Origin of the sequence: Azospirillum sp. TSH58 (assembly GCF_003119115.1) — a bacterium.
Taxonomy (GTDB): Bacteria; Pseudomonadota; Alphaproteobacteria; order Azospirillales; family Azospirillaceae; genus Azospirillum.
In genome coordinates, this window is sequence record NZ_CP022365.1 from 12,604 (window position 1) to 36,833 (window position 24,230).

At 68.6% G+C, this 24,230-nt stretch carries 14 protein-coding genes; 5 read left to right on the top strand and 9 right to left on the bottom strand.

Features of this window, described 5'->3' with window-relative positions; genetic code table 11:
* Position 1: 1 nt before the first annotated feature.
* Positions 2 to 247, bottom strand: coding sequence for a hypothetical protein (locus TSH58p_RS33200; protein WP_146205797.1), 246 nt, complete (start codon positions 245 to 247; stop codon positions 2 to 4).
* A gap of 1,048 nt (positions 248 to 1,295) precedes the next feature.
* On the opposite strand from TSH58p_RS33200, the gene TSH58p_RS17965 reads away from it, so the two are divergent.
* On the top strand, positions 1,296 to 5,897 hold the full coding sequence (locus tag TSH58p_RS17965; RefSeq protein WP_109067603.1) for a glycosyltransferase: 4,602 nt from the start codon (positions 1,296 to 1,298) through the stop codon (positions 5,895 to 5,897).
* Positions 5,898 to 5,911: 14 nt separating this feature from the next.
* Here the strand turns inward: TSH58p_RS17965 and TSH58p_RS17970 are convergent, their stop codons facing one another.
* The 3 genes from TSH58p_RS17970 to TSH58p_RS17980 all read right to left on the bottom strand — a co-directional run bounded on the left by TSH58p_RS17970 (position 5,912) and on the right by TSH58p_RS17980 (position 11,120).
* Complete coding sequence (locus TSH58p_RS17970; RefSeq protein WP_109067604.1) at positions 5,912 to 8,473, bottom strand: glycosyltransferase; 2,562 nt, start codon at positions 8,471 to 8,473, stop codon at positions 5,912 to 5,914.
* A 30-nt stretch (positions 8,474 to 8,503) separates the two neighbouring features.
* The gene (locus tag TSH58p_RS17975) at positions 8,504 to 9,586 is read right to left on the bottom strand and encodes a DUF563 domain-containing protein (protein ID WP_109067605.1); all 1,083 of its coding nucleotides are present in this window, start codon (positions 9,584 to 9,586) and stop codon (positions 8,504 to 8,506) included.
* A gap of 91 nt (positions 9,587 to 9,677) precedes the next feature.
* Positions 9,678 to 11,120 carry a mannose-1-phosphate guanylyltransferase/mannose-6-phosphate isomerase gene (locus TSH58p_RS17980; protein WP_109067606.1) on the bottom strand — a complete coding sequence of 481 codons (1,443 nt, stop codon included), beginning with the start codon at positions 11,118 to 11,120 and terminating at the stop codon, positions 9,678 to 9,680.
* Positions 11,121 to 11,292: 172 nt separating this feature from the next.
* Here TSH58p_RS17980 and TSH58p_RS17985 point away from each other — a divergent pair, with 172 nt between their 5' ends.
* The 3 genes from TSH58p_RS17985 (at position 11,293) to TSH58p_RS17995 (ending at position 16,314) form a co-directional block, all read left to right on the top strand.
* On the top strand, positions 11,293 to 12,309 hold the full coding sequence (locus TSH58p_RS17985; protein ID WP_158282531.1) for a glycosyltransferase family 2 protein: 1,017 nt from the start codon (positions 11,293 to 11,295) through the stop codon (positions 12,307 to 12,309).
* A 505-nt stretch (positions 12,310 to 12,814) separates the two neighbouring features.
* Positions 12,815 to 15,190 carry a glycosyltransferase family 1 protein gene (locus TSH58p_RS17990; RefSeq protein ID WP_109469311.1) on the top strand — a complete coding sequence of 792 codons (2,376 nt, stop codon included), beginning with the start codon at positions 12,815 to 12,817 and terminating at the stop codon, positions 15,188 to 15,190.
* An 8-nt stretch (positions 15,191 to 15,198) separates the two neighbouring features.
* Complete coding sequence (locus TSH58p_RS17995; protein WP_146205798.1) at positions 15,199 to 16,314, top strand: glycosyltransferase family 1 protein; 1,116 nt, start codon at positions 15,199 to 15,201, stop codon at positions 16,312 to 16,314.
* Positions 16,315 to 16,418: 104 nt separating this feature from the next.
* On the opposite strand, the gene TSH58p_RS18000 is transcribed toward TSH58p_RS17995, so the two are convergent.
* The 5 genes from TSH58p_RS18000 to TSH58p_RS18020 all read right to left on the bottom strand — a co-directional run bounded on the left by TSH58p_RS18000 (position 16,419) and on the right by TSH58p_RS18020 (position 23,074).
* The gene (locus TSH58p_RS18000; RefSeq protein WP_109067610.1) at positions 16,419 to 17,288 is read right to left on the bottom strand and encodes a glycosyltransferase family 2 protein; all 870 of its coding nucleotides are present in this window, start codon (positions 17,286 to 17,288) and stop codon (positions 16,419 to 16,421) included.
* A 144-nt stretch (positions 17,289 to 17,432) separates the two neighbouring features.
* Positions 17,433 to 18,479 carry a rhamnan synthesis F family protein gene (locus tag TSH58p_RS18005; protein ID WP_109067611.1) on the bottom strand — a complete coding sequence of 349 codons (1,047 nt, stop codon included), beginning with the start codon at positions 18,477 to 18,479 and terminating at the stop codon, positions 17,433 to 17,435.
* Between the two features lie 28 nt (positions 18,480 to 18,507).
* A complete protein-coding gene (locus TSH58p_RS18010; protein WP_247873784.1) occupies positions 18,508 to 20,337 on the bottom strand; it encodes a bifunctional 2-polyprenyl-6-hydroxyphenol methylase/3-demethylubiquinol 3-O-methyltransferase UbiG in 1,830 nt (609 codons plus the stop codon).
* 100 nt (positions 20,338 to 20,437) lie between these two features.
* The gene (locus TSH58p_RS18015; protein ID WP_109067612.1) at positions 20,438 to 21,535 is read right to left on the bottom strand and encodes a hypothetical protein; all 1,098 of its coding nucleotides are present in this window, start codon (positions 21,533 to 21,535) and stop codon (positions 20,438 to 20,440) included.
* Positions 21,536 to 21,628: 93 nt separating this feature from the next.
* Positions 21,629 to 23,074 carry a DUF2142 domain-containing protein gene (locus TSH58p_RS18020; RefSeq protein WP_109067644.1) on the bottom strand — a complete coding sequence of 482 codons (1,446 nt, stop codon included), beginning with the start codon at positions 23,072 to 23,074 and terminating at the stop codon, positions 21,629 to 21,631.
* A gap of 124 nt (positions 23,075 to 23,198) precedes the next feature.
* Between TSH58p_RS18020 and TSH58p_RS18025 the strand changes: the two genes are divergently transcribed.
* Positions 23,199 to 24,173 (top strand): glycosyltransferase family 2 protein, encoded by a 975-nt coding sequence (locus tag TSH58p_RS18025; protein WP_109067613.1) that lies wholly within the window; start codon positions 23,199 to 23,201, stop codon positions 24,171 to 24,173.
* The last annotated feature ends 57 nt before the right edge of the window (positions 24,174 to 24,230 follow it).

Sequence of the window (24,230 nt, forward strand, 5' to 3'; positions counted from 1 at the left end):
TTCACACCTGAGCAGAAAAACCGTTAACGCGAGCCTGCACTTCCTCAAATTCTTTCTTTATATTCGATATAGAAATGTTATCATTTTTATTTGCAGAATATGCCTTCTGATACAGCACATTTCCGCTGTGATTTTTTACAATCACACTCCAAATTATATTTGGATCTTTCTTTTCAACTTTAAATTCGACGACGCCTACCGCATCTATATTGATGTACACCTCGTTTGTTAATTTAATAAGTGCCATTTTACACCTTGCCAATGCCGTCCGCGCGCTCGCAACCTCCGGTACGGTTACGTCGATCTTCTTGATATTTGATTAAGAATTCCCAACCGCGCCGATCGGCCTCAGACGCTCGGTCCCGGTGTGTCATGGCAGGGAAACGGCCCCAGGAAAAGAGGCGTGGGCAGCCCAGGGCAAACGCCCCATGTCTGTCGCCACCCAGCCATCCCTGAAGCAACGGTCAAATCACGCGGATGAGTTGCACGCTCGAGGAAGCGACAGCGAAAGGTCGTTACCATGAGACCCAGGAACTGAACATCAGCGTACGATTTTGAACAGCTTCCGCCTCGCCTCCGTAGTAAGGGCCATGCCCGGGACTGAAGGGCGGGCACAGCAACCCTCCACCTCCCATGCCCCGCACCACACGCCCGCACCTGGACATGACCTTGCGGTGACACCGCGTTTTCAAGCCAAACGTGCCTGTTTACCCACTATATCAAACCGAGCTATCCCTTCATAACAGTATTGACACTGCCGATGGAATGGCGCACAAAAGGCTCGCCTTAATACACACGCCCCGCAAAGGGGAGACGTGTGTTGTACCAGCACATCGCACACCATAAAGTTTATTTTTTAGACATCTTAATGAACTTATGAATACTAAAAAATGCATCTTTGCACTACAAGGTAGAAGAATTTTATTCATAAAAATAAAATAAAATAATGCGAAAATTTATCGTCTACAGTTTTTTGCGATTTCTTCTGTGTGCCTTACGCGCTTGACTGAATTCCTGGAAAGAACGAGGCGTACTGCGCTGTGATCCGTATGAATACATACCGGGAATCCTTGAGCCTAAACGATGCAGGGCACACGGTTTCCATCATGCCCTTCCCGGTAGCCGAGGCCACGCCGAGCCCGCCGCCCTCCGGAACATGGCTATCCCCCAAACCCCGATTATAGGGCGCCCCCGTTTCCGGCCATCGCCCCCGGCACCGGCACCGGCGCTCACCGCGGCGCTCGGCGGGCGCCTTTGAAAAACGCCATATTTTCCAGCACAAGACGATACTGAAGATGATGCAGCGACCAAAGATCATCGGCAACCTCGACTCCGTCGATTTTAGCAATATTTATGGCTATTCTCTCTCTGGCTGGGCCTTCGACAGCGCGAATCCTGACCACAAGGTCGCCATCAGCGTCCTCACGGACGGGCAATGCATCGCGATGTCCACAGCGCGCTACTACCGGCGCGATCTCTTCAAGAGCGGCAGGGGCGGCGGCTTTCACGCATTTTCCATCCTGATCCCGATGGAGCATCTCCCCGATCACGCGCCGCGGGTCTTCCATGTCGTCGCCAACGGGGAATTGATCGGCAGCGCCTCCATCAGCCCGTCCGACCGCCCCACCCCGCTCCGCGCCCTGTTCGGCGGACAGAGCCCGGCGAGCCTGGCCGAAGCGGGTGTCGCCCCGCAGGACCGGCCGGTCGATGCCGTTGGCGATGTCGCCATGCTGGCCGGCGGCGGGATATTCGACGCCCAGTGGTATTCGCAGATTTACCCCGACGCCGCCGAATGGTGCCGTGGAACCGGGGCGTCGCCCTATCTGCACTACCTGTTCATCGGCCGCGCCCAGGAACGCCTGCCCCATGTTCCCATAAACATGTCATGGTATGTGGAACGGTACGGGACCATCATCCGCGGCATGCGCGGGGTTCGCGCCGCCACCCCGATCGATCACTATTATGTCGCCGGGAGCGTGTTCGGCTTCGACGCCGTTCCGGGATTCGACGAACAGACCTACCTGCGCATCAACGACGACGTCGCCGATCTGGTGGAAAACCGCCATCTGATCAGCGGCTACCGCCATTACATCATGTTCGGTGCCGCCGAAGGCCGCTCCACAGCGCCGTGGAGCGCGCTGCCGCCGCTCCACGCCCATGAACTGCCAAGCCGTCCCGAATTCGCCGCCATGATAAGCGGCGAACTCAATGGCGCCCCGGCTGCGCCCGGCCCGACCGGACGGAACTGGGCCATGATCAACGCCAGAAGCTTTTTCGCAGGCCCGGCGGCGGACAGCTTCACCGAGGAAATCTACCGCGCCCACCGCCCCGACGTGGCCATCGCCATCGCAGGACGGCAACTTCCCTCCGGCGCCGAGCACTGGCGCAACCACGGGCTGACCGAGGATCTGGCCGGAACCGCGCCCCGCATCCCGGGCTATTGCGAAAACCGTTATCTCTCAAACAACCCCGACGTATCGGAGGCGGTGTCGAACCGCGCGATCCCTTCGGGATATCACCACTTCCTCAGCCACGGCCATCGGGAAGCGCGCAAGGGCGGGATCGATCACGGCGAACCGGCCCCGCGCGCGATCGCGACCAACGACATCCTGCAGCGGATCGCGGCCGGGGACGGCTGGCCGACGATCTCCATCGTCATGCCGGTTTATCAGACGCCGGAACGCTGGCTGCGGGGGGCGGTCGACTCCGTGCTCGCCCAGCTCTACCCATTCTGGGAGCTGTGCATCGCCGACGACGCCTCGCCCAGCCCGCATGTCCAGGAACTGCTGGCCGAATTCGCCGCGCGCGACCCCCGCATCCGCGTCGCGACCCTGCCGGCCAACGGCGGCATCTCCGCCGCGTCGAACGCCGCCCTGTCCCTCGCCACGGGCGACTGGATCGCGCTGCTCGACCATGACGATCTGCTGACGCCGGACGCGCTCTATGAGATTGCCGCGGCCGTCGTCGAACACGACCCCGACGCCATCTATTCCGACGAAGACAAGATGAGCGTCGACGGCCGCTTCTACGACGCGACGCACAAGCCCGGCTGGTCGCCCGAGTTGCTGCGCAGCACGATGTACATCGGGCACCTGACCTGCTACCGCGCCTCCGTCGTCCGCTCGGTCGGCGGCTTCCGCAGTGCCTATGACGGGACCCAGGACTACGATCTGGCGCTCCGCGTCGCGGCGGTGACCGACCGCTTCGTCCATGTGCCGAAAATCCTGTACCACTGGGTGGCCATCCCGGGTTCCACGGCCGAGGTCCTGTCGGCCAAGAGCTACGCGGTGGAACGGCAGAGGAAAGCCATCGAGGAGGCCCTGGCCTCGCAGGCGGCCACGCCCTTCGAGGTGCGTCCCCACTGGTCGACGGGCAACTGGCGCGTGGTTTACGCACCGCCTGAACAAGCCCCGTCCGTCAGCGTCGTGATTCCCACGGCGGGCCGGAAGGGCGAGATGTTCGGGATGACCGTCGATCTCGTGACGAACTGCGTGATGAGCCTCTTCGGCAGCGAATGCTACGGCAACTTCGAGGTCGTCGTCGTGCACAACGGCGAACTGGAGGATTCCACGCTGCGCTTCCTGCGCGCCTTCCCGAACGTGCGCGAGTTCAACGCCCAGCGTCCGGTGTTCAACTTCTCCGAACGCGTGAACATCGGCGTGGAGCAGGCGCGCGGCGACTATGTCCTTCTGCTCAACGACGACATCCAGGCCATATCCAAGCATTTCCTGCGCGACATGGTGGGGTTGGCCTCCCAGCCGGGGGTCGGCATCGTCGGCCCGCGCCTGCTGTTCGCCAACGGCACGATCCAGCACATCGGCATCATGCTGCTGAACGGCAGCCCGACCCACGCCATGATCGGCGAACACCGCCTGTCGCCGGGTCCGCAGGGGATCGCGCAACTGACGCACAACGCCGCGGCGACGACCGCCGCCTGCCTGCTGGTCTCGCGCAAGCTCTACCAGGAGGTGGGAGGCTTCGACACCGGCCTCTGGCTGAACTACAACGACGTCGATTTCTGCAACAAGGTGCGGGCGAAGGGGTTGCGGATCGTCGTCGATCCCGCCATCGAGCTGTACCACTTCGAGTCCCTGTCGAAGGAAGGAACCTTCAACTGGGAATTGCAGAACTTCATCCGGCGCTGGGGCATCGAACGGGACCCGAACGTCAACCCGAACTTCACTTCCGCCAATCCCTTCTACGAGATCGCCCGCACCCCCTCGGACCGGCCCGTGCGCGACGTGGAGGAGCAGATCATGACGCGCATCGCCGCGTCGCGGACCCGCCCCGCCGTCGAGGAGTCGATCCGCTTCTCCTTCTTCATGAGCACCTACAAACAGCCGATCCGGTTCCTGCGCGAGATCGAGAAGACCATCCTCAACCAGTTCTACCGGAACTTCGAATGGGTGATCGTCAGCGACGGCGACCACCGGCCGGAGCTGCTGGACTGGCTGCGCGACGTGTCCGCCCATGACAACGTGAAGGTCATCGTCAGCCCGGAGAACCGCGGCATCATGGCCGGGTATGGAATGGCCTTCCGGGAAACGTCCGGCGATTACGTCCTGCCGGTCGATGCCGACGATTTCCTGACGCTCGACGCCCTCCAGGTGATGGCGGAGCACATCCACGCCCACGGCTTCCCCGCCGTGCTCTACTCCGACGAGTTCAAGAGCAACCCGCAGTCCCGGCTGTTCTCGCCGTTCCACAAGCCGGACTTCGACTGGGTCCTGCATATGAACATCTGCTTCACCTGCCACCTCTGCGCCCTGCGGCGCGACGTGGCGGTGGAGACCGGCGCCTACACCGACCTGAAGGCGACCTGGAGCCACGACTGGGACACCTTCACCCGCGTCGAGCGGGCGGGCCACAAGATCGTCCATGTCCCGCATCTGCTCTACGCGTGGCGGATCAACCCCGGGTCGACCGCATCCGTCGAAACCAGCATGAAGCCGGAGGCGCTGGACAGCCAGCGGCACGTCCTGGAACAGCATCTGGCCCTGACCGGACGCAGCCGGACGCTCGCCGTCGTCGAGAACACGCTGTTCCCCCATCCCGGAATCTGGCGGCTGGCGCCGGCGGACGGGCTGTCCGTCCCCGTGGCGATGGTGATCGACGCCGGAGCGGTCGACGAGACGGTGGTGGAGGCCATCCCCGCCATCCTGATGCAGCGCACCCCATCGTCCGGCCCGGTCCGGGTCCGGGTGGCCTCGTCCGAGGACGCGGAGCGGCTGAAGGCCCATCTCGACCGCCGGGGGGCCGGCTGGACCCTGGCGGGCCTGACCCTGCACGACGCCCCGCTCGCCTCCCTGCTCGCGGATGCCTGCGCCGACGCCGACTTCGTCGCCTTCGTGCAGGCCGGCTGCGTCCCGGCGAAGACCGGCACCCTGCGCGAACTCGCGGGGCTGCTGAACGGGGTGGAGGACGCCACGGCCGTCGGCGGGCGCGTCCTGGATCCGGATGGCCGCGTCGCCTGGGCCGGCGGCTTCTTCGGGTTCGGCGGCTTCCTGGCCACCGCGGATTACGGGCGCCGCGCGGACGACGGCGGTTATCACGGCATGGCCTTCTGCCAACGGTCCGTGGACGGCGTGTCGCCCGGCCACTGGCTGGCCCGCAGCAGCTTCATGAGCGGCCTCCTGCGGCGGATCCCGCGCGATGCCACCGCCGGGCAGATCGCAAGCGCCATCGCGCTGCGCGCCCACGCAGACGGCAAACGGGTGCTCTACACGCCATTCAGCACCTGGACACTGGCGAAGCGCGCCTGCGTCCAGCCGCCTCCGCCCGGCGAGGCGCTGCTGGCCGCTCTTGACGTGGCGGTGCCGCGGGCAAGCCGCTGGTACAGCCCCCGCCTCTACCCACGGACGGAACGGAGCTACCTGCCCCGCGGCTACGACGCCTGATACCGTCGGCGCCTTCAGGCGCCGCCGGTCCGGCCGCCGTACGGCGGGGGCGCCGTCCCCCCGCCCGTCACGGAGTGCGCCGTCATCCCGTGGCCGGTCACGCGCAGCAGGGCGGACAACGCCGCCTCCGGGGTGATGGAAGAGACGATGAAGCCATTCGGCCAGTGGCGCAGCCGCTCGGCGGGCGCGCCGATGTCGAAGACGCCGACCGGGAGCCCCAGACCGACCACCTCGTCCAGAACGTAGCAGTGGGTTTCCGGCCAGATCGACGGCACGAAGACCGCGTGGCAGCCGCGGGCGGCGAGCAGACCGGCCAGCCGCTCCGGTTCGTAGCGGCCGTTGTCGTGCAGCTGCGGAGAGACGATCGGCTGGTCGCTGTCGCCGAACAGCTCGAACAGGATGGGAAGCCGCTGCGTCTCCGCCAGCCGCACCATCGCCTTCAGGATTCCCGACCCCTTGGCGACGTTGATGCCGCCGACCACCGCCACGCGGGCGATCCGGTCCGGAGCGGGCGGCGGCAGGGGCGTCACGGTCACATGGTCGGCCAGATGCGGGATGATCCGCAGACGGTCGTCGCGCAGGGCGAAGGCCCGCCGGAGCATGGCGAGCGCGCTCCGGGAAAAGGTGACGTGGCGGTCGGCGAGGTCGAACAGCGCCTGCCACGCCCGGCGGTGCTCCGCGATGTCGAAGCCCTCGACGGGAACGCCTTCCCCGTCGGCCCGGCGAAAATGCCGGTTGGCCGGCGCGCAGGTCCGGCAGCGCGCCGGCTCCGGCACACCGCAGAAACGATCCTCCGCGTCGATCAGGTTCAGCGAGGGGCAGATCGGGAAATAGTCGTGGTGCATCAGGCGCAGCGGCACCCCATGCTCCCGCCGCAGGGTCCGCAGGAAGGCCATCACCGCGTCTGATGCCGCGTAGCCGACCAGCGAGTTGACCACCACCTCCGCCGGCGGCAGGGCGGAGACGAGGGCGCCGAGATCGGACAGGTCGTTCGCGGGAAAGCGGAAGGTGGCCTCGCGGTGCAGAAGCTCGATATCGAGCGCATGTTCCGGCATCGCCAGAGCCGGTTCCGTGGAGGGCCGCACCAGCAGCACCGTCCGCCCCTGCGCGTGCAGGCGCGCGATCTCCTTCATGCGGAAGGCGGCGGCTCCGCCACGGCCGGCATGGTCGAAGAGAAGCACCGTCTGCGGACGGCCGGACGCCGCGGCGCCCAGAATGCGGACCGCCGCCGCGGCGCGGATGGGACGCAGCGGGTCGGCGCGGATGAAGTCCTGCACCTCCGCGTCGAACTCCGGGTAGCGCTGCCGGATGATGTCGCCCGACGCCTGGATCTGGGCCTTTTTCTCCTCGCTGGAGAAACTGCCGCCGTGCCGGTGGTGGACGTAGAGGTTGGGCACCACGGCGTTGGTGAAGCCGCGCCGCATGGCGCGCCGGCACCAGTCCACCTCCTCCCCATAGCCGCGCCCGAAGGCCTCCTGGTCGAAGACGCCGACCTCGCGCAGCGCCCGGCGGTTCAGCGCCATGCAGAAGCCGACGCCCGTCGGCACCTCCACCGGGGGCAGATCCCCCAAGGCCGCGAAGCCCGCGTCGATCTCCGCCGCCGTGGCGCCGAGGAAGGGCTCGTTGTCCGCCGGCATGGACGGGAAGCCGCAGATGGTGCCGGCGTTGGTGAAGGGGGTGGTGCTGGCGATGGACGGCGTCGCCTCGATCGGCCGGACCAGCCGCTCCAGCCAGCCCGGCGGCACCTCCACATCGGTGTTCAGCAGGACGACATGCCCGTCGGGGTTCAGCCGCTCCGCCACCTCCAGCCCGGTGAGCACGGCCTTCAGATACCCCTCGTTGCGCGGCTTGGCGACGACCGTCACATGGTCGAGCGCGGTGCCGAGCGCCACCAGGAAGGCCGAGATGCTGCGGTCGGGATTGCCGTCGTCGACGAAGACGATGCGGTGCCGGGGATCGACCGTCTCGATCAGCGCGTGCACCAGCGGGGTCAGGAAATGCTTGCCGCCATAGACCGGCACGATGATCGTTACCGGGGCGATCGTTACCGGGGCGATCGTCACCGGGGCAACCGTAACGGGGGCGATCGTGACGGGAGCGGCGGTGGCGGGAAGACCGGCGCCCACCGCGTTCCGCGCCCGCGTCAGCGGCGCCGGCAGGGCGGCGGCGTAGCCCAGGCCGCGTTCGGTCAGGAAGCGGTACTCGACCGCCGCCGGCGCGCGTTCACAGGCGACCTGCCAACTGCGCAGAGACAACCCCTCGCGCAGCATCAGGGGAATGATGCGCTCCTCCCCCCCGGCGGTCAGCCGCAGGACGACCGCCGAGGTGCTGAGCGGCACGGCGGCGATCACCACGAAACCCGAGCGGTCGGCCAGAGGGTTCCCGAGGGAAAGGCCGACGTCGTGCCGGTCGATGCCCCTCCGGACATGGAGAGCGGACGGACAATGTCCCTGATCGATCACCACGCCGAAGCCGCACAGGCCATGCGTCCGGTGAAAGGCCCAGCCCTCGATCCGAAGCTCGGAGCCGACCTCGATGCGTTCGATGTAGTAGTCGAATGGTTCGGACGTCGTCATCCCCGCATCCCCGTCGTTCCGCGCCCGGCGTCAGCCGCCGAAGATGATGTCCCGGTCGTCCGGGGAAAGGATCAGGTCGTTGTCCCAGGGCATGACGCCGCGGACCGGGCCGTCCTGCACGCAGCGGACCTCGGTGTAGTCGAGGCCGCGCAGGGTCGCGATGAACCAGAAGAAGGTGTCCGGCATGCCCGCGGGCGCCAGATTGACCACGCGCGCGCCGGGCGGGGCGAAGGCGATGTTGGTCATCGCCGCCCCCATCACCCCGACGATCCGCGACGCTCCCTTGAACAGGGCGACCTGCTCCGGCAGGGACAGCGTGCCCGGCTCGACCAGGCGGTAGCCGCAGGCCTCCGCATGGGCGGCGAGCGCGTCCTCGTCCACGACGCGGCGGAAACCGGTGGAGCGGCGGGTGACGAACAGCCGCTCCACGCCGGCGGGCGCCGTATCCCGGGCCAGGGCATCCACCCCCTCCAGGACCAGCGGCGACATGTAGCCCCCATGCTCGCTCAAGCCGTCCACCAGAAGCAGATCGGCGAAGTGGAGCGGCGTGTCGTCGGCGACGATGGTCCGGGCGAGATCGATCCCCAGCATGGACAGGGAGAAGGCCATGGCGTTGTTCAGATGCTCGGGCGCCTGGGCCACGAGGAACCGCGCGTCCAGCTCCGGCAGCCGGCTGTGGACGAGATGCGCCTTGGGCAGCATCTCCATCATCCAATGCCCGTAATTGCCGACGCCGCGCTTCTTGCACAGCAGGACCGGCCCCTTGCCGTCGGTGCTCTCCCCCCGCTCCGGCCCGCCCGCCATGGCGGCCAGCACGGCGGCGTGCGCGTCCTCGATCTCCGCGCCGGAATGCTGGGTGATGGTCTCGCGGTAGAGACGGCCGTCCCGGTCGAAGACCAGCCCCTCCTTGGCCACCCAGACACCGGACAGGCGCGCCACGCGCACCGGCCGCTCCGGAAAACGTGGCGTTCTCCACGCCCATTCCATGACGTCGAGGACGGGCCGGGGGATCAGGTCCTTATGGAGAATCCGGGGATAGACGGCGTCGAAGCCCGGCGAGGCGAGGGTCAGGATAACGGAATCTTCGGACAGGCTGATCTGTGTCGGAGGCATCCGGGAGGCATTCCGTTGCAGGCCACGCACCGCACCACCCGGCGGAAAGCCCCCGCGCGGCAACAGGGGGCTTCCCGACCGGGCGGGAACGCTAGGAGCGGCCGTAATGGTCGTCGAAACGGACGATGTCATCCTCGCCCAGATAGGAGCCGGACTGCACTTCGATCAGGTTCAGCGGCACCTTGCCGGGGTTCTCCAGCCGGTGCGGGGCGCCCAGCGGGATGTAGACGGACTCGTTCTCGCGCAGCAGGATCTGCTCGTCTCCGCGGGTGACCAGCGCGGTGCCGTTCACCACCACCCAATGCTCGGCACGGTGATAATGCTTCTGCAGCGACAGGCGGGCGCCCGGCGCCACCGTCAGGCGCTTCACCTGGAAACGATCGCCGGCGTGCAGCGACTGGTAGAAGCCCCAGGGGCGGTGCACCCGGCGGTGCAGCAGCGGCTCGCTGCGACCCTGCGTCTTCAGGTGCTCGACCAGCGGCTTGATGTCCTGCGCCCGGTCCTTGGCAGCGACCAGGATGGCGTCTTCGGTGGCGACCACCACCGCGTTCTCCATGCCGAGCAGGGCGACGAGCGCGCCGTCCTCGCTGCGGACGTAGCAGTCCCGGCTGTCCCAGGCGACGGCGTCGCCGTGGCAGACGTTGCCGCCCTGGTCCTTCTCGCCGATCTCCCACAGCGCCGACCAGGCCCCGACGTCGGTCCAGCCGATGCTGCAAGGCACCACGGCGGCGGCCTCGGTACGCTCCATCACCGCGTAGTCGATGGAGATGTTGGGAGAGGCGGCGAAGGCCTCCTCGTCCAGGCGGAAGAAGTCGAGGTCGGAGCGGCCGCGGGCGAGCGCCGCCCGGCAGGCGTCCAGGACCGCCGGCGCCCAGCGCTCCAACTCGGCGAGATACTGGCGGACCGGCAGCAGGAACATGCCGCTGTTCCAGAAGAAGTTCTTCTCCGCCAGATAGCGCTCGGCCTGCTCGCGCGGAGGCTTCTCGACAAAGGCGGCGACGCGGAAGGCACCGTCATGGCCGTCCACCGCATCGCCGCGCCGGATGTAGCCGTAGCCGGTTTCCGGCGCGGTCGGGACGATGCCGAAGGTGGTCAGAAGCCCGGAGGACGCGGCGGCGGACGCCGTGGCGATGGCCTGGAGGAAGGAGCCCTGGTCCTGGATCGCGTGATCGGCCGGAAGCAGCAGGATCTGCCCGTCGGGGTCCTGCTCCGCCACGATCAGGGCGGCGACCGCGGCGGCGGGGGCGGTGTTGCGCCCGACCGGCTCCAGGACGATCCGCGCCGCGCCGCGCCCGGCCTGGCGCATCTGCTCGGCGATGACGAAACGGTGCTCCTGGTTGCAGACGATCAGCGGGTCGGCGAAGCGCCCCGCATCGGAGACCCGGTTCGCGGTGTCCTGCAGCATCGAACGTTCCGAGCAGAGCGGCAGGAACTGCTTGGGATACTGCTCGCGCGACATAGGCCAGAGCCGGACCCCTGCACCGCCGGACAAGATCACGGGGTGTATCCGGCTGTTCTGGGAGGCGTTCGTCATGGCTGGCGAAACTGCACCTTTGGTTAAGAATTCAACTCCCTGTGTAGAGGTTTTGCCGCAGGCATGCTACAGCGAAATCCGGCACCTTGCAGCCTTGCGGGTTCATAAGGCCGCCGCGTCGACGGGCCGGCGTTCCGGAGCCCGAATCCAGGGGGAAGCGACGATCACGGGCATGCTTGAAGGGCGGTCTCCGGCGACCGGCGGCGAGGGTTTCGCGCCGGAACGGGACGCCACCCCCGCCTTCACCATCATCACCCCCTGCCTGAACCGCGCCGCCCTGGTGGCGGAAGCGGTGGAGAGCGTGCTGGCCCAGGGCGGGGCGACGGTCGAGCACATCGTGGTGGACGGCGGATCCACCGACGGGACGTTGGATGTGCTGGCGCGTTATCCGCACCTGCGCGTGCTCACCGGACCGGACCGGGGCGTCTACGACGCCATCAACCGCGGGCTGGCCATCGCGCGCGGCTCGGTCATCGGACATCTCAACAGCGACGACCTCCTGCTTCCGGGGGCCCTGGCCGCCGTGGCCCGCGCCTTGGCCGCGGCGCCGGACGCCGACGCGGCCTGCGGCGGCGCCACGGTCGTCGAAACCGGCGCCGCCATCGACGGGGCCGGACGGCCGCAGGAGGCCTGCGGCTACGACGATCCGGCAATGAAGGGGCTGCGCCCCTTCGACCTGTGCCGCGGCGTGCCGATGATCAACGCCCGCTTCTTCCGACGCGGCCTGTACGAGCGGGTCGGCGTCTACGACCCGTCCTATCGCTACGCCGGGGACCGGGAGTTCCTGATCCGCGCCTGGACCGCCGGCATGAAGACCGTTCCGGTGGCGGAGCGGGTCTATCTCTACCGCCAGCACGCCGGCTCGATGACCATCGTCGGCGGCATGCGTCACATGGTCCCATGGCTCGACGAACACCTGCGGCTCGCCCGCCGGGTGATGGACGATCCGGCCAGTTCGCCGGCCCTGCGCCGCGAGGCGCGGGACTGGCACGCCTTCGAACTGGGCCGGGCCGCCACCCGCGCCCTGGCCAAGGGCGGCGCCGGACAGGCCGCCCGGCTGGCCTTCGCCGGCATCGCCACGGACCCCGTCTGGCCGGCCCGCTTCGCGCTTCAGGCGAGCGGCTATTGCCTTCGCCACTATTGCCTTCGCCGCCACGAACGGGCAAAGGAACGCCCCGGTACACCCTGACACCCTTTGCGTCTTTCCAGCCGAGTTTCTTGTCCATGCCCTCATCCCAGTCTCCGTCCGCGCCCGGCTTCGCCGATTTTGTCGAACGGCTTGCGAGCACCGAGCCGGTCGCCCGAATTCTGGCGGTCGGTTCGGGGCCGGGGCGGGACGCCCTGCGGCGCGGGCTGGCAGGCAACCCGCTGCGCCCGTCCCTGACGGAGGCCGGGGGATCGGGGCCGACATCGCCCTTCCGCTTCCCAACGCCCACGAGATCGGCGAAACCTGGCTGCGCTTCCGCAGCGATGCCGACCTGCCGCCGCTCGCCGGCCTGCTCGCCGAACTCGAAGAGGATCTGAAGCGCCATCCCGCCGCACCTCCCGAGGCCGGCGCACGGCGGACCCGCGGCGGCTTCGGCCTGCTGCTGGTCGAGGACGCCGGCTTCACCGGGCTGCGCGCGCTGGACCGGGCCGACGACACCGCCACCGTGGTGATCCGGGCGTCCTCCAGGAGCGGAAGCGGCTGGCTGATGCGCCGCCGCCTGCGCGACGAGCCCGGCTGGGAGACGATCGCGGAGGGCGAGGACTGGACGGCCTTCCGGCGGCGCCCCCTGGAGTCCGGGACCGACCTGCCGATCCATTTCTTCACCATCGTCCTGAACGGCGAGCCCTTCATCCGCTACCACGAGGCGGTCTTCGCCTCGCTGCCCCTGCGGTGGCACTGGCACATCGTGGAGGGCGTGGCCTCGCTGTCCCACGACACCGGCTGGAGCCTGGCGTCCGGCGGGCGGGTGCTGGACAGCGTGCACGACCGGGGCCGCAGCAACGACGGCACCTCCGCCTATCTGGACGAGCTGGCGGCCCGTCACCCGGACCGCATCACCATCCACCGCAAGCCGCTGGATTCCTTCTGGGACGGCAAGCGCGAGATGGTCAACGCCCCCCTGCCCCACATCCGCGAGGCCGGGCTGCTCTGGCAGGTGGACGCCGACGAGCTGTGGACGGCGGAGCAGATCCGCACCGTCCACGCCATGTTCCAGGCCAACCCGAAGCGCACCGCCGCCTTCTACTGGTGCGACTATTTCGTCGGGCCGGAGCGGATCATCAGCACGCGCCACAACTACGCCCAGAACCCGCAGCAGGAATGGCTGCGCACCTGGCGCTTCGAGCCCGGCATGACCTGGGCCGCGCACGAGCCGCCGACCCTCGTCGGCGCCGACGGCAAGGACGGCGCCCAGATCGACCCCTTCACCCAGGACGAGATGGAGGAGGCCGGCGTCGTCTTCCAGCATTTCGCCTACGCGACCGAAGCGCAGGCCGCCTTCAAGGAAAGCTATTACGGCTACAAGGACGCCCGTGCCCACTGGCGCCGCCTGCAGGAGGAGGTGACGGGTTCCGCGCTGCTGCGCGACTATCTTCCCTGGGTGAGCGACGAGACCCTGGCCGACACCGCCGCCGCGCGTGGCGTGGTGCCCATCGCCGTGCCGGATGAGGCGACGGGGAGCGGGGCCTGGCGCTTCCTCGATCCCGCAAAGGTCGCCGAACGGCGCAAGGCCCTGGCGCCGACGCGCCCGAAGATCCTTGTGGACGGGGTGTTCTACCAGCATCTCGGCTCCGGCATCGCGCGGGTCTGGACGGCCGTGCTCCAGGCCTGGGCGGCATCCGGCTTCGCCGAGCATGTCGTCCTGCTCGACCGCGCCGGCACCGCGCCGCGCATCCCCGGCGTGCACACCCGCACCATCCGCGCCCACGACAAGGCGTCCCCGGGCGCCGACAGCCTCCATCTGGAACGGGTCTGCCGGGAAGAAGGGGCGGATCTCTTCGTCTCCACCTACTACACCACGCCGACCGCCACGCCGTCGGTCTTCATGGGCTACGACATGATCCCGGAGGCGCTGGGCTTCCCGCTCGCCGACGAGACGTGGCGGGAGAAGCACCGGGCGATCCTGCACGCCTCGGCCCACATCATGATCTCGCGGAACTCCGCCCGCGACCTGGAGCGGCTGTTCCCCTCGATCCCGGCGGGCAGCACGGCGGTGGCCTATTGCGGCGCCGGAGACGCTTTCCGCACGGCGGACGCGGCGGAGGTGGACGGCTTCCGCAAGGCGCACGGGCTGACCGGCCCCTATGTGCTGATGGTGGGCGAGCGATCCGGCTATCAGGGCTACAAGAACGGCCTTCTGCTGTTCCGCGCGCTCGGGCTGGGCGACCCGGCGACCCGCGACCTGACGGTCGTGTGCGTGGGCGGCGGCAAGGAGGTGGAGCCGATGTTCCGCGCCCTGGCTCCCGACACCCGGACGCTGCGCCTGTCGCTGACCGACGAGGAGTTGCGGCTGGCCTACGCCGGGGCGGAGGCCCTCGCCTACCCGTCGCGCTACGAGGGCTTCGGCATGCCGGTGGTCGAGGCGATGGCCTGCGGCTGCCCGGTCATCACCTGCGCCAACTCCTCGCTGATCGAGGTGGCCGGCGACGCCGCGCTGTTCGTGGGCGAGGACGACGCCGCCGGCATGGTGGCGGCCCTCGCCGCCGCCCGTGCCCCGGAGCGGCGGGGCGACCTGGTTCGCCGCGGTCTGGAGCAGGCCGCCCGCTTCACCTTCGGCGCCATGGCCGAGACCATGGCCGCCCATCTGCTGGACAGCGCGTCGAAGCTGAAGGACGGACGCCTCGCCCCGCCGCCGCCGGTGTGGCAGGAACTGCGGGCGACGCAGGCGGCGGGCGTGGCCGCCGGCGCCGGCGACGAGGACGACGAGTCACCCTGGGTCCTGCGCCGCCGCCTGCAGCGCAGCGAACAGCATCTGCACACGGTCCGGAACGAGCTGAGCAGCATGCAGAACAGCCCGTTCTGGCGCCTGCGCACGATCACGCTGGGCATCCTGGTGCGGCTCGGCGTGAATTGGCGGCGCTGAGCCGCGGCATGCGCGTTCTCTTCGACGACCATATCTTCTCCATCCAGCGCCACGGCGGGGTGTCCCGCTGCTTTGCCGAGGTCGTCACGGAATTGCGCGCCCGTCCCGGCGTGCAGGTGGTCCTGCCCTTCCGTCAGGTCATCAACAGCCACCTGATGGATCAGCCGGACCTGGACGTCCGGGGCTTCCTGGGCGGCGGGCATTTTCCCGGCAAGCGCAGCCTGCTGCGCGCCCACAACCGCAGACTGGTCCGCCGGGCGCTCGGCCACGGCGCCTTCGACGTTTTCCACCAGACCTTCTACGACGCCGGCCTGATCGACCTCCTGCACGGACGGCCCATGGTGGTGACCGTCCACGACATGGCGCCGGAGCTGATGCCGGAGATCTTCCCGAAGCCGGAGGAGATCCACCCCGGCAAGCGGGCGCTCTGCGCCGCCGCCGCCGCCATCGTCGCGGTGTCGGCGCACACCAAGGCCGATCTGGTCCGGCTCTACGGAGTCGATCCGGCGCGGGTGGAGGTGGTGCATCACGGTCTGTCGCGGGACGCCGTGTGGGTGCCGGGCCGCCGGGCGGGGATCGCGCTGCCGGACCGCTTCCTGCTGATCGTGGGCCGGCGCGACGGCTACAAGAACTTCGCGGGAGTCGCACGGCGTCTGGCCGCCCTGCTGGCGCGCCGGCCCGACCTGCATCTGGTCTGCGTCGGCGGGGGGCATCTCCAGGACGAGGAGCGCCAGCCTTTCCTGGAAGCGGGCTGCGCCACCCGTCTGCACCAACGCACGCTGGCCGCCGCCGACCTCGCCTACGCCTACGCGCACGCCGCCGCCTTCGTCTTCCCGTCGCTGTACGAAGGATTCGGGCTGCCGATCCTGGAAAGCTTCGCCAACGGCTGCCCGGCGGTGCTGAGCGACCGGAGCTGCTTCCCCGAGATCGCCGCCGATGCCGCCGTCTATTTCGACCCCGCCACTCCGGAAAGCCTGACCGAGGTCCTGGAGCGGGTGCTCGACGACGGCGCCCTGCGGCACCGGCTGATCGCCGACGGGCGCCGCCGCGTCCGCGACTTCACCTGGCCGGGGGCGACCGACCGTCTGCTGGCCCTCTACCGCCGCCTGCCCGCCCGCCACTGAACCCCGCCCACCGCCGAAGCGGGCAAGCGCCGGAAAGCCGGGACGGCGCAGCCGTCGGAAGGCCTGAACAGCGCAGCCGTCGGAAGGCCTGAACAGCGCAGCCGTCAGAAAGCCCGGACGGCGCAGCGTGCCAGGAAGCGCGCGGTGCGCGTCGGGGACCAAGAAAAGGCGCGCCCGATGTGGCTGAGCGCCTTCACATGGGCGTCCTCGTGCACGGCGGCGACCGCCTGTTCAATGGCGAGGCTGGCGCGGAAACGCCGCAGCCCTTCCGGACCGGCGATGCGCAGCACGCGTTCGGTGTGCTGCCGGTCGAGACGGTCGATGGCGACGGCGACCGGTCCCGAGCGCGCGGGCCGTCCCACATGCACCACCGCCCCCAGCACCGGCAGGCAGTCGAAGGTGAAACGTTCCATGCAGCGCAGGAGCCAGTCCCAATCCTCGAGTCGGGGCAGCGTTTCATCGAGCGGGCCGACGGCGGCGAAACAATCGCGCCGCACCATGAGGGTGGAGCCGGGGGAGACGTAGCAACCGTCGAGGATCGTCTCGAACCAGGTTCCCTCGGGCTTTGGCCACCGCTTCATGCGCCGCCCGGTCTCCTCCCGGTGCAGGAGGAAGCCGGTGCACAGCGCCTGCGGTGCGTCCGGCCCGCCCTCCAGCACGCCGATCTGGGCGCGCAGCTTGCCCGGCAGCCATTCGTCGTCGGAGTCGAGGAAGGCGATGTAACGGCCGCGCGTCGCCTCAACCCCCGTGTTGCGCGCCGCCGCCGCCCCGCGGTTGATTTCGTGCCGGATCGAACGGATGCGCGCATCGCCGAAGGAATCGGGTATATCCGGGCTGCCGTCGGTGGAGCCGTCGTCCACGACGATCAATTCCCAGGACGCGACGTCCTGCGTCAGCACGCTTTCGATGGCACGGCGCAGCGTGTGAGCCCGGTTGAAGACCGGTATGACGACGCTGACCAGAGGCTCTTCCATCGACGATCTCGTTCGCGGCACGGCAACCGTTACGGTCTGACCATAGGGCAGCACCCTCCATGACGGGAAGGGGCGACGCGCACTGTACACCCATTTCCGGAACGGTGTGTTCCCATCACCTCAAGGGCGATCCGGTGAGACGGCTCAGACGCTTCGGTTCTTCAAGGACAATTCGAGGTGGCGCAGGATCAGCTCGGTGTCGTAGTCGCTCGACTGCTTCACCACCCGTTCCCAATAGTTCAGCAGCGGAATGCGGGCCGGATTCTTCTGCAGCAGGTCACGCTTCAGGAACGGGAAATCCATCTGGGCGATCAGATAGTCCCAGAAGAAATGCGTCCCGTTCAGCGGCACGCCGGCGTTGATCGTCCGGAAAACCTGCTGGATGAAGGATTTGCGCACCGGGTCCATGCCGTCGCCGGCGATGTTGCGCTCCACCACCGCCTCGATCAGGGCGGTCGCCGCCTGACGGTAGGGGAAGGCCGCCCGGCAATGCAGGCCGGCGCGGCGTAGCGCGCGGGTCAGCCCGATCTCGTACTTGCGCACGATCCAGGTCTTGGACTGGACGTAGCGCAGCCGGTCCCAGAAGGCCGCGAAGGCGGGAGACGCGAGCGCCCCCTTGTGGAACAGCAGGAAATAGCTCTGCAGGTGGAAGGCGAACTCCCAACTGTCCGACGCGCCCCAGACGTCGGCGTCCTGCGGGTCCATCCGCTCCAGCAGCCCGGCCAGATGGTGCAGCGGGCCGTAGACGCTGTCGTTGGCGAGCAGCAGCGAATCGAGCGCGGACAGATCCGGAACGGCGGCGATGCCTTCCTTGTAGGCGCCGAAATCGTAGCCGACATTGTCACGCCGGAGGATGAGCGCGCAGATGTCCCGCAGCGGCTCGATCTGGGAATCGACCAAACGCGGCGCGTTGCTGGCGAAGACGATGGCGAAGCCCAGCGCGTGGAGCTGGCGCAGGTAATGCCACACGAAATCGTGGACAACGCCCTGCCGGTCGTAATGAACGAACACCACCACCCGGCGCGCCCCGGCGAGCGGCACCCGCCCGTCCCAACGTTCGCGCACATAGCTGTCCTTGCGGAAGGCGCTGAGCGCGTAGGAGGCGTATCCGGCGAGGATCTTGCTCTGCACGATCGCCCAGGCGATCACGAAACGCAGGCGGAAGGGAAGACGGATCAGGGTGCTCAGCATGGGGGCGTTTCCGTCCTCTGGCTCGCGTTCAGGTGGGCAGGCGCTGGGTGCGGACCAGAAGCTCCGTCCGCGCCCGCAGGTCGAGCGGCACGGACGGCAGGCCGGCCTCGGGCTTCAGCAGGCCGCGCAGGGCCTCGCCCGCCTCATCCTTCTTTCCGGCGTTGACCAGCGCCTGCCCCTGGTGGAACAGCGACGGCCACAGCAGGGCCTGGACGATCGGCGCGGTGGCGCGGTCGGGCAGTTCCAGGCAGGCTTGGTGGGCGCGCCCGAAGAAGGCCGCGGCGTTCCGCGGCGCCTTGCGGTGGTTCAGCGTCAGGATGCCGAGCGCGAAGGCGGTGGAGGCCAGGACGGCGCCGCTCCCCGGCAGGGCGGCTTCCACCCCCGCGGCCAGCCGGTCCGCCGCCTTGTAGTGGCCGAGATTGACCAGATCCACGAAGATCTTGCGCTGCGCGTCCTCCAGGATGCCGGCGGGAATGCGTTCGCCGAGCAGCGGGCTGGGTGTGTGGGCAAGCGCCTGCAGCTCTTCCACGGCCTGGTCGGGCTGGCTCCAGACGAGCAGGTGGCTGGCGTAGCAGCGGGCCCGCCACATCAGTTCCTCGCTTTCCTCGTCGTCGGCCCCGATGATGTGCAGGGTCGCGCGCATCTGTTCGCCGGCGAGCGCCGCCGCCTGGAACCACCGCCGGGCAAGGTCATGCTGCCCGTCGGCCAGCCACGCCAGAATGCCGCTGAAATACAGGATGCTGCCCAGGCAGAACGGATAAGCGCCGTGATGCTCCTCGATGCTCTTCGGCTTCGGAGCCGCCGACAGATCGGCGAGCAGACGGGCGGGGTCGGTGAGATCGAGCTTCCAGTGCTGCCGGCAGGCCGCGAACACGTCCGCCTGCGCGGCGCGCGCGGCTTCGAAGTTCCCGGCGTTGGTCATTTCCTTCAGAAGCCGGTACCGGTACCCCACGCCAAGGGGCGTGACCGGATCCGTCGTTCCGACGCGCGTCCGCAGATAATCATGGTAGGGGCGCCGGTCGAAGGGCCGGGTCAAATCGGCCCTCAGCTCCTCGCCGACCGACGCCGCCACCCTCAGGGTGTGCCCGCGGTCCACCACCATGACGCTCTTGAACCCGACCCTGCGCAGAAGGGCTTCGATCCCCTTGGGGCTGTAGAGCGCGTAATGATAGCCCGGGCACAGCATCGACAACAGAGTGCCCGGCTGCGTTTCCGGTCGGATCCCGGTGGCGCTGGGCGTGGTGAGCAGCAGCGTGCCATCGGTCGTCAGCGCATCACGCAGGACGACGAGCAGCTTTTCCGGTTCGAAGACATGCTCGATCAGTTCGGCGCACAGAGCGAGATCGTAGGGTTCCGGCCCCGCATCCGCCGCCGAATGCAGATAGACGTGCTGGATGTCGACGCCGAGCGCTTCCCGTCCGAAGCGGGCGCTGTATCCCGGATCGAAGCCCCGGGCATCCCAGCCGAACGCCACGCGGGCGTAATCGAGCAGGAAGCCGAAGCCGCAGCCGATCTCGATGTAGCGGCGCACCGCGGTGGGATCGATCGCCGCCAGAAGTTCGGCCATCACGTCGATGCCCGCATTCTGCTCCAGATAGACGTCCACCAGCGGGTCCAGCACAGCCTCGTAGGGCGGCTGCCCCATGGTCGGATGGAAGGCGGTTCCACAGGCCGGGCAGGACACCAGGGGCTGCTCCGGATGCGGAGGCCATGGGGAACGGACGCGCAGACGGACCTGCTTGGCCGCGCCGTCACCGCAGGCCGGGCAGATGGCGTCCAGATGATTATCCCCGGCCTCCCAAACGATCGTCTGGGTCCAGTCGATGATTTCCGTACCGCCCATGTCGATCTTGTTCATTCCATCCCCAACATCGTCCTGTTCCGTCCTGTCGTCTTAACAAGACGGTCTTCCAACCACAAGGAGTGCAGCACCGGACAGGCGCAGCACTGGCTTTTCCTTAGCCACGCTGCGGATAATGGCGAGCCAGATCTTCCGAAATCCTGCGATCGGTCGGCCATGTCACCACGCCATCCGGCACATCCCGCACCTTGCGGGCCAAGACAAAAGAACCGCCAAAGGACGAAACGAGCGGCATGAGCGCATGCGCCGGAACACAATGCTCCATGTATATTCGAACTCTCTGATTCATCCCGGCGGCGATGATCTCGAACCCCATGGCCGGACCGAACAGGATCTTGAGCCCCTCGTCGCTGAAGCGCCAGAAATCGTTCGGTTCCTCGTGCACGGGCCAGGACTGGTGGGTCGTGTGGAAGGTCAGGCCGCCGACCCGCAGCGCCCGGTTCACGCCATAGGCGAAGAGCCAGGGATGGGCGAGATGCTCCATCACCGACAGCGAGAAGACCGCCCCGGCCGCCGCCGTTCCGATCAGGTCGTGGATGTAGTGGGCGTCTCCGACCACGTCGACGTTGGGAGCGGCGTGGATATCCATGCCGATGTAGCGCTCCGCCCCGGCGAAGGCGGCGCGCAGCGGGCTCATCTGCGAGCTGACCACACGGGCGCCGACCTCGGCGACGACCAGCCTGCGTTCGTTCACTTCGCGCTGGAAATCCTCGAACGCCCGCTCCGCGGCGCCGTGCTCCGGCTTGGGGTCCTGCCAGACGCTGCCGTCGGTCAGGCAGTAGGGCTTGCGGGCGGCCTCGGGGGAGCGGGGAAGCTCCACCGTTTCGACGAAGCGGTCGTCGGCGGTGATCACCTCGAACGTCACCGGCGTGCCCGCCCGCCAGGGGAGATAGAGCTTGAACCCGCTCTGCGCGCTGTTGGGAAACTCCGCGTAATGGGGCAGCACGTCCGGGCGGGGCGCGAAGCTGGCGATCTCGTAGGCATCCTCCCCCGCGGCGACGCGCAGGGCCAGGATTCGCCGCTCATAGGCGTGAATCCAGCCCTCCAGATAGAGGCCGTTGCGGTCGCACCAGAAGACCTCGATGGCGTAGACGAAGGGCTTGCGGGACGGCTGCGGCGAGGGCCGCCCGGTCCGCGTCAGGGCGGCGCGAAGGGTTCTGGCGGCAAGGCGGAGGGCGGAAGGGCGCTGTTCCATGCGACTGTCCTGGAAAGCTCCGCAGGCGGCACCGCCACCAGCGCGGGAAGGAGGAAACGGGCCGCAACAGATAGGCGCTGCACGCCGCCGCTGTCAATTCACGCCGCCCGCCGGACTCCACAGCCGCCCCCAGGCGGCCAGCACCTCCAGCAGAACCGCGCCGTTCAGCGCCATACAAACGGCGAACAGCCCGAGCCGCAGCCCGCGGCGCAGGCCCGCCGGGGGCCAGGGCCCCGCCGCCGCCGCAAGCGCCAGGACGACCAGAACCTGGGCCGGCAGGAAGTAGCGGCCCTGGAGGCCCAGAACCGTGCCCGCCCCGACCGGGGTGAAGCCGACCCAGAAGGCCGCCATGACGAGAAGCACATAGGCCGGGGCCGGCAGCAGATAGCCCACCCCGATCACCGGATCGCGGCGGCGGGCGCCGTCGCACAGGGCCAGGACCGGCAGGACCCACAGGGCCGCCAGGATCAGCCGGTCGTCGGCGTAGCCGCTCCAGGGCGGCGGGTGACCGCCGTAGCGTCCGTAGCCGTCGCGCCACCACATGATCGCCCAGTCCCGCGTGGTGGTGGCGAAGATCCGCAGCGTCTCCAGCGGGTCGGCGCGCATGGCCGCGATCTGCGCCGCCGGGTCGGCCGCGGTTCCCCAATAGGGACCGGGGACGAAGGGATAGGCCATGTTCCAGGAGAGCGCGATGCCCAGCGCGAGCCCCAGGCACAGCGCGGTCAGCGCGATCCGCCCCCGCGTCCCGCCCGTCACCGCGCCCGGCAGGTAGAGCACCGCGGCGGCGAAGGGGGCCATGGTCAGCTTGAGGAAGCCGAGCGCCGCCGACAGGGCCAGCAGTCCCGCCACCTCCCAAGCCCCGAGCGGCGCGCCGCGGGCACGGAACCGCCAGACCAGGGCCAGGAACAGGGCGGAAATCGTCAGGTTCAGGGGGTCGGCGCTGAGCGAACAGGCGCTCTGCAGGGCGAAGGGCGACAGGGCGAGCGCCGCGAAGACCAGCCGCCCGCCGGGCAGCGCCCACAGGACCGCCAGCACCATCAGCCCGTAGGCCACGGCGTTGCCGATCCGCCCCGCGTGCATCTGGTCGAGCGGACCCAGCCCCCAGGCGCGCGCGGCGGCGGTGAAGGCCGCCTGCGGCAGATAGGCGAGCGGCGCGAAGCTGGCCGAGCTGGGAAAGGGAACCACCTCGTCCCGTGGCGGCAGGGTGGCGAGATGGTTGGACAGCGCGCGGGCCTGCGCCGCATCGACCGGGGCGTGCTTCTGGATCAGCTCGATGTAATGGAGCATGTGGAGGTAGCTGGCCCGGTCGATCGGCCCACCCCAGGAGTTGGGGCCGAGTTCCTTCGCCAGGAAGTGCCCTTGGGCGATCTGCAACACCCGCTGCCAGTGGAACGGCTCGTCCAGCCCGGCGTAGGGCGGGGTCTTCACCAGGAGCTGCGCGCAGAACACCACATAGAAGAGCGCCGCGGCGGCGTAGAGAAGTGCGGCGGCCAGCCGCGGACCGGACCGGGTCGGCTCATGCCGGGAGATCGTGCGCATGCGGCCGGGCATCCTCTCTTTTTTTCTTCCTTCACGCCGGACAGGCGTTGCCCAGGATGGGGAGGGCGCGGTAACAGACCACATTCCCCCGGCGGCTGGAACGCCGAATCGCCCCGCACCGACCATGATCCCGAGCGTCCGCATCATCACCGTGAACTGGAACGCCGGGGACCTGCTGCGCGCCTGCGCCGCCTCGGTGCCTTCGGCGCTGACCGGCGCCGCCCCACTGGAAGGCATGGCGCTGGAAGCCATGGTGGTGGTGGACAACGCCTCCGCCGACGGGTCGGCGGACGGGCTGGAGACCGGCGCCCTGGTTGCGGGCGGCGGGCCGCTGACCGTCCTGCGCAATCCGGAGAACCGCGGCTTCGCCGCCGCCTGCAACCAGGGCGCCGTCGGGTCCCGGGCCGACTGGCTGCTGTTCCTGAACCCGGACACCCGGCTGTCGGACCGGTCGCTCGCCCCGGCGCTCGCCTTCCTGGCGGAACCGGCGCAGGCGCGCACCGGAATCCTCGGCATCCGGCTGGTGGACGAGGCGGGGCGGACCCAGCGGTCCTGCGCGCGGGCGCCGACGCCGGGCCGCATCCTCGCCCAGGCGGTGGGGCTGGACCGGCTGGCGCCCAGCCTGTTCCCACCGCATTTCATGACGGAGTGGGACCATCTGGACAGCCGCCCCGTCGATCAGGTGATGGGCGCCTTCCTCCTGATCCGCCGCTCCCTGTTCGAGGAATTGGGCGGCTTCGACGAGCGCTTCTTCGTCTATTTCGACGATGTGGATCTGTGCCTGCGCGCCCGCCGCGCCGGCTGGGAGGTGGTGCATTTCGCCGGGGCTGAGGCCTACCACCGCGGCGGCGGCACCACCGACCGGGTGCGCGACCGGCGGCTGTTCTACGCCCTGCGCAGCCGGATGCAATTCGCCGCCAAGCATTTTTCCGCCCCCGCCGCCGCCTTGGTGACGGCGGCGACCCTGACGGTGGAGCCGCTGGTGCGGCTGGCCCACGCGCTCGCCGCCCGTTCCCCGGCGGACGCCCGCGCGGTGCTGCGCGGCAGCGCCCTTCTGTGGCGGTCCCTGCCCGGCCTCCTGGCGCGGCGGGCCGGATAGGGCCGGCCGGCTTACACCGGCTGGACCGTTCCGCTCCGCCGGTGGAGTCCAAACGGC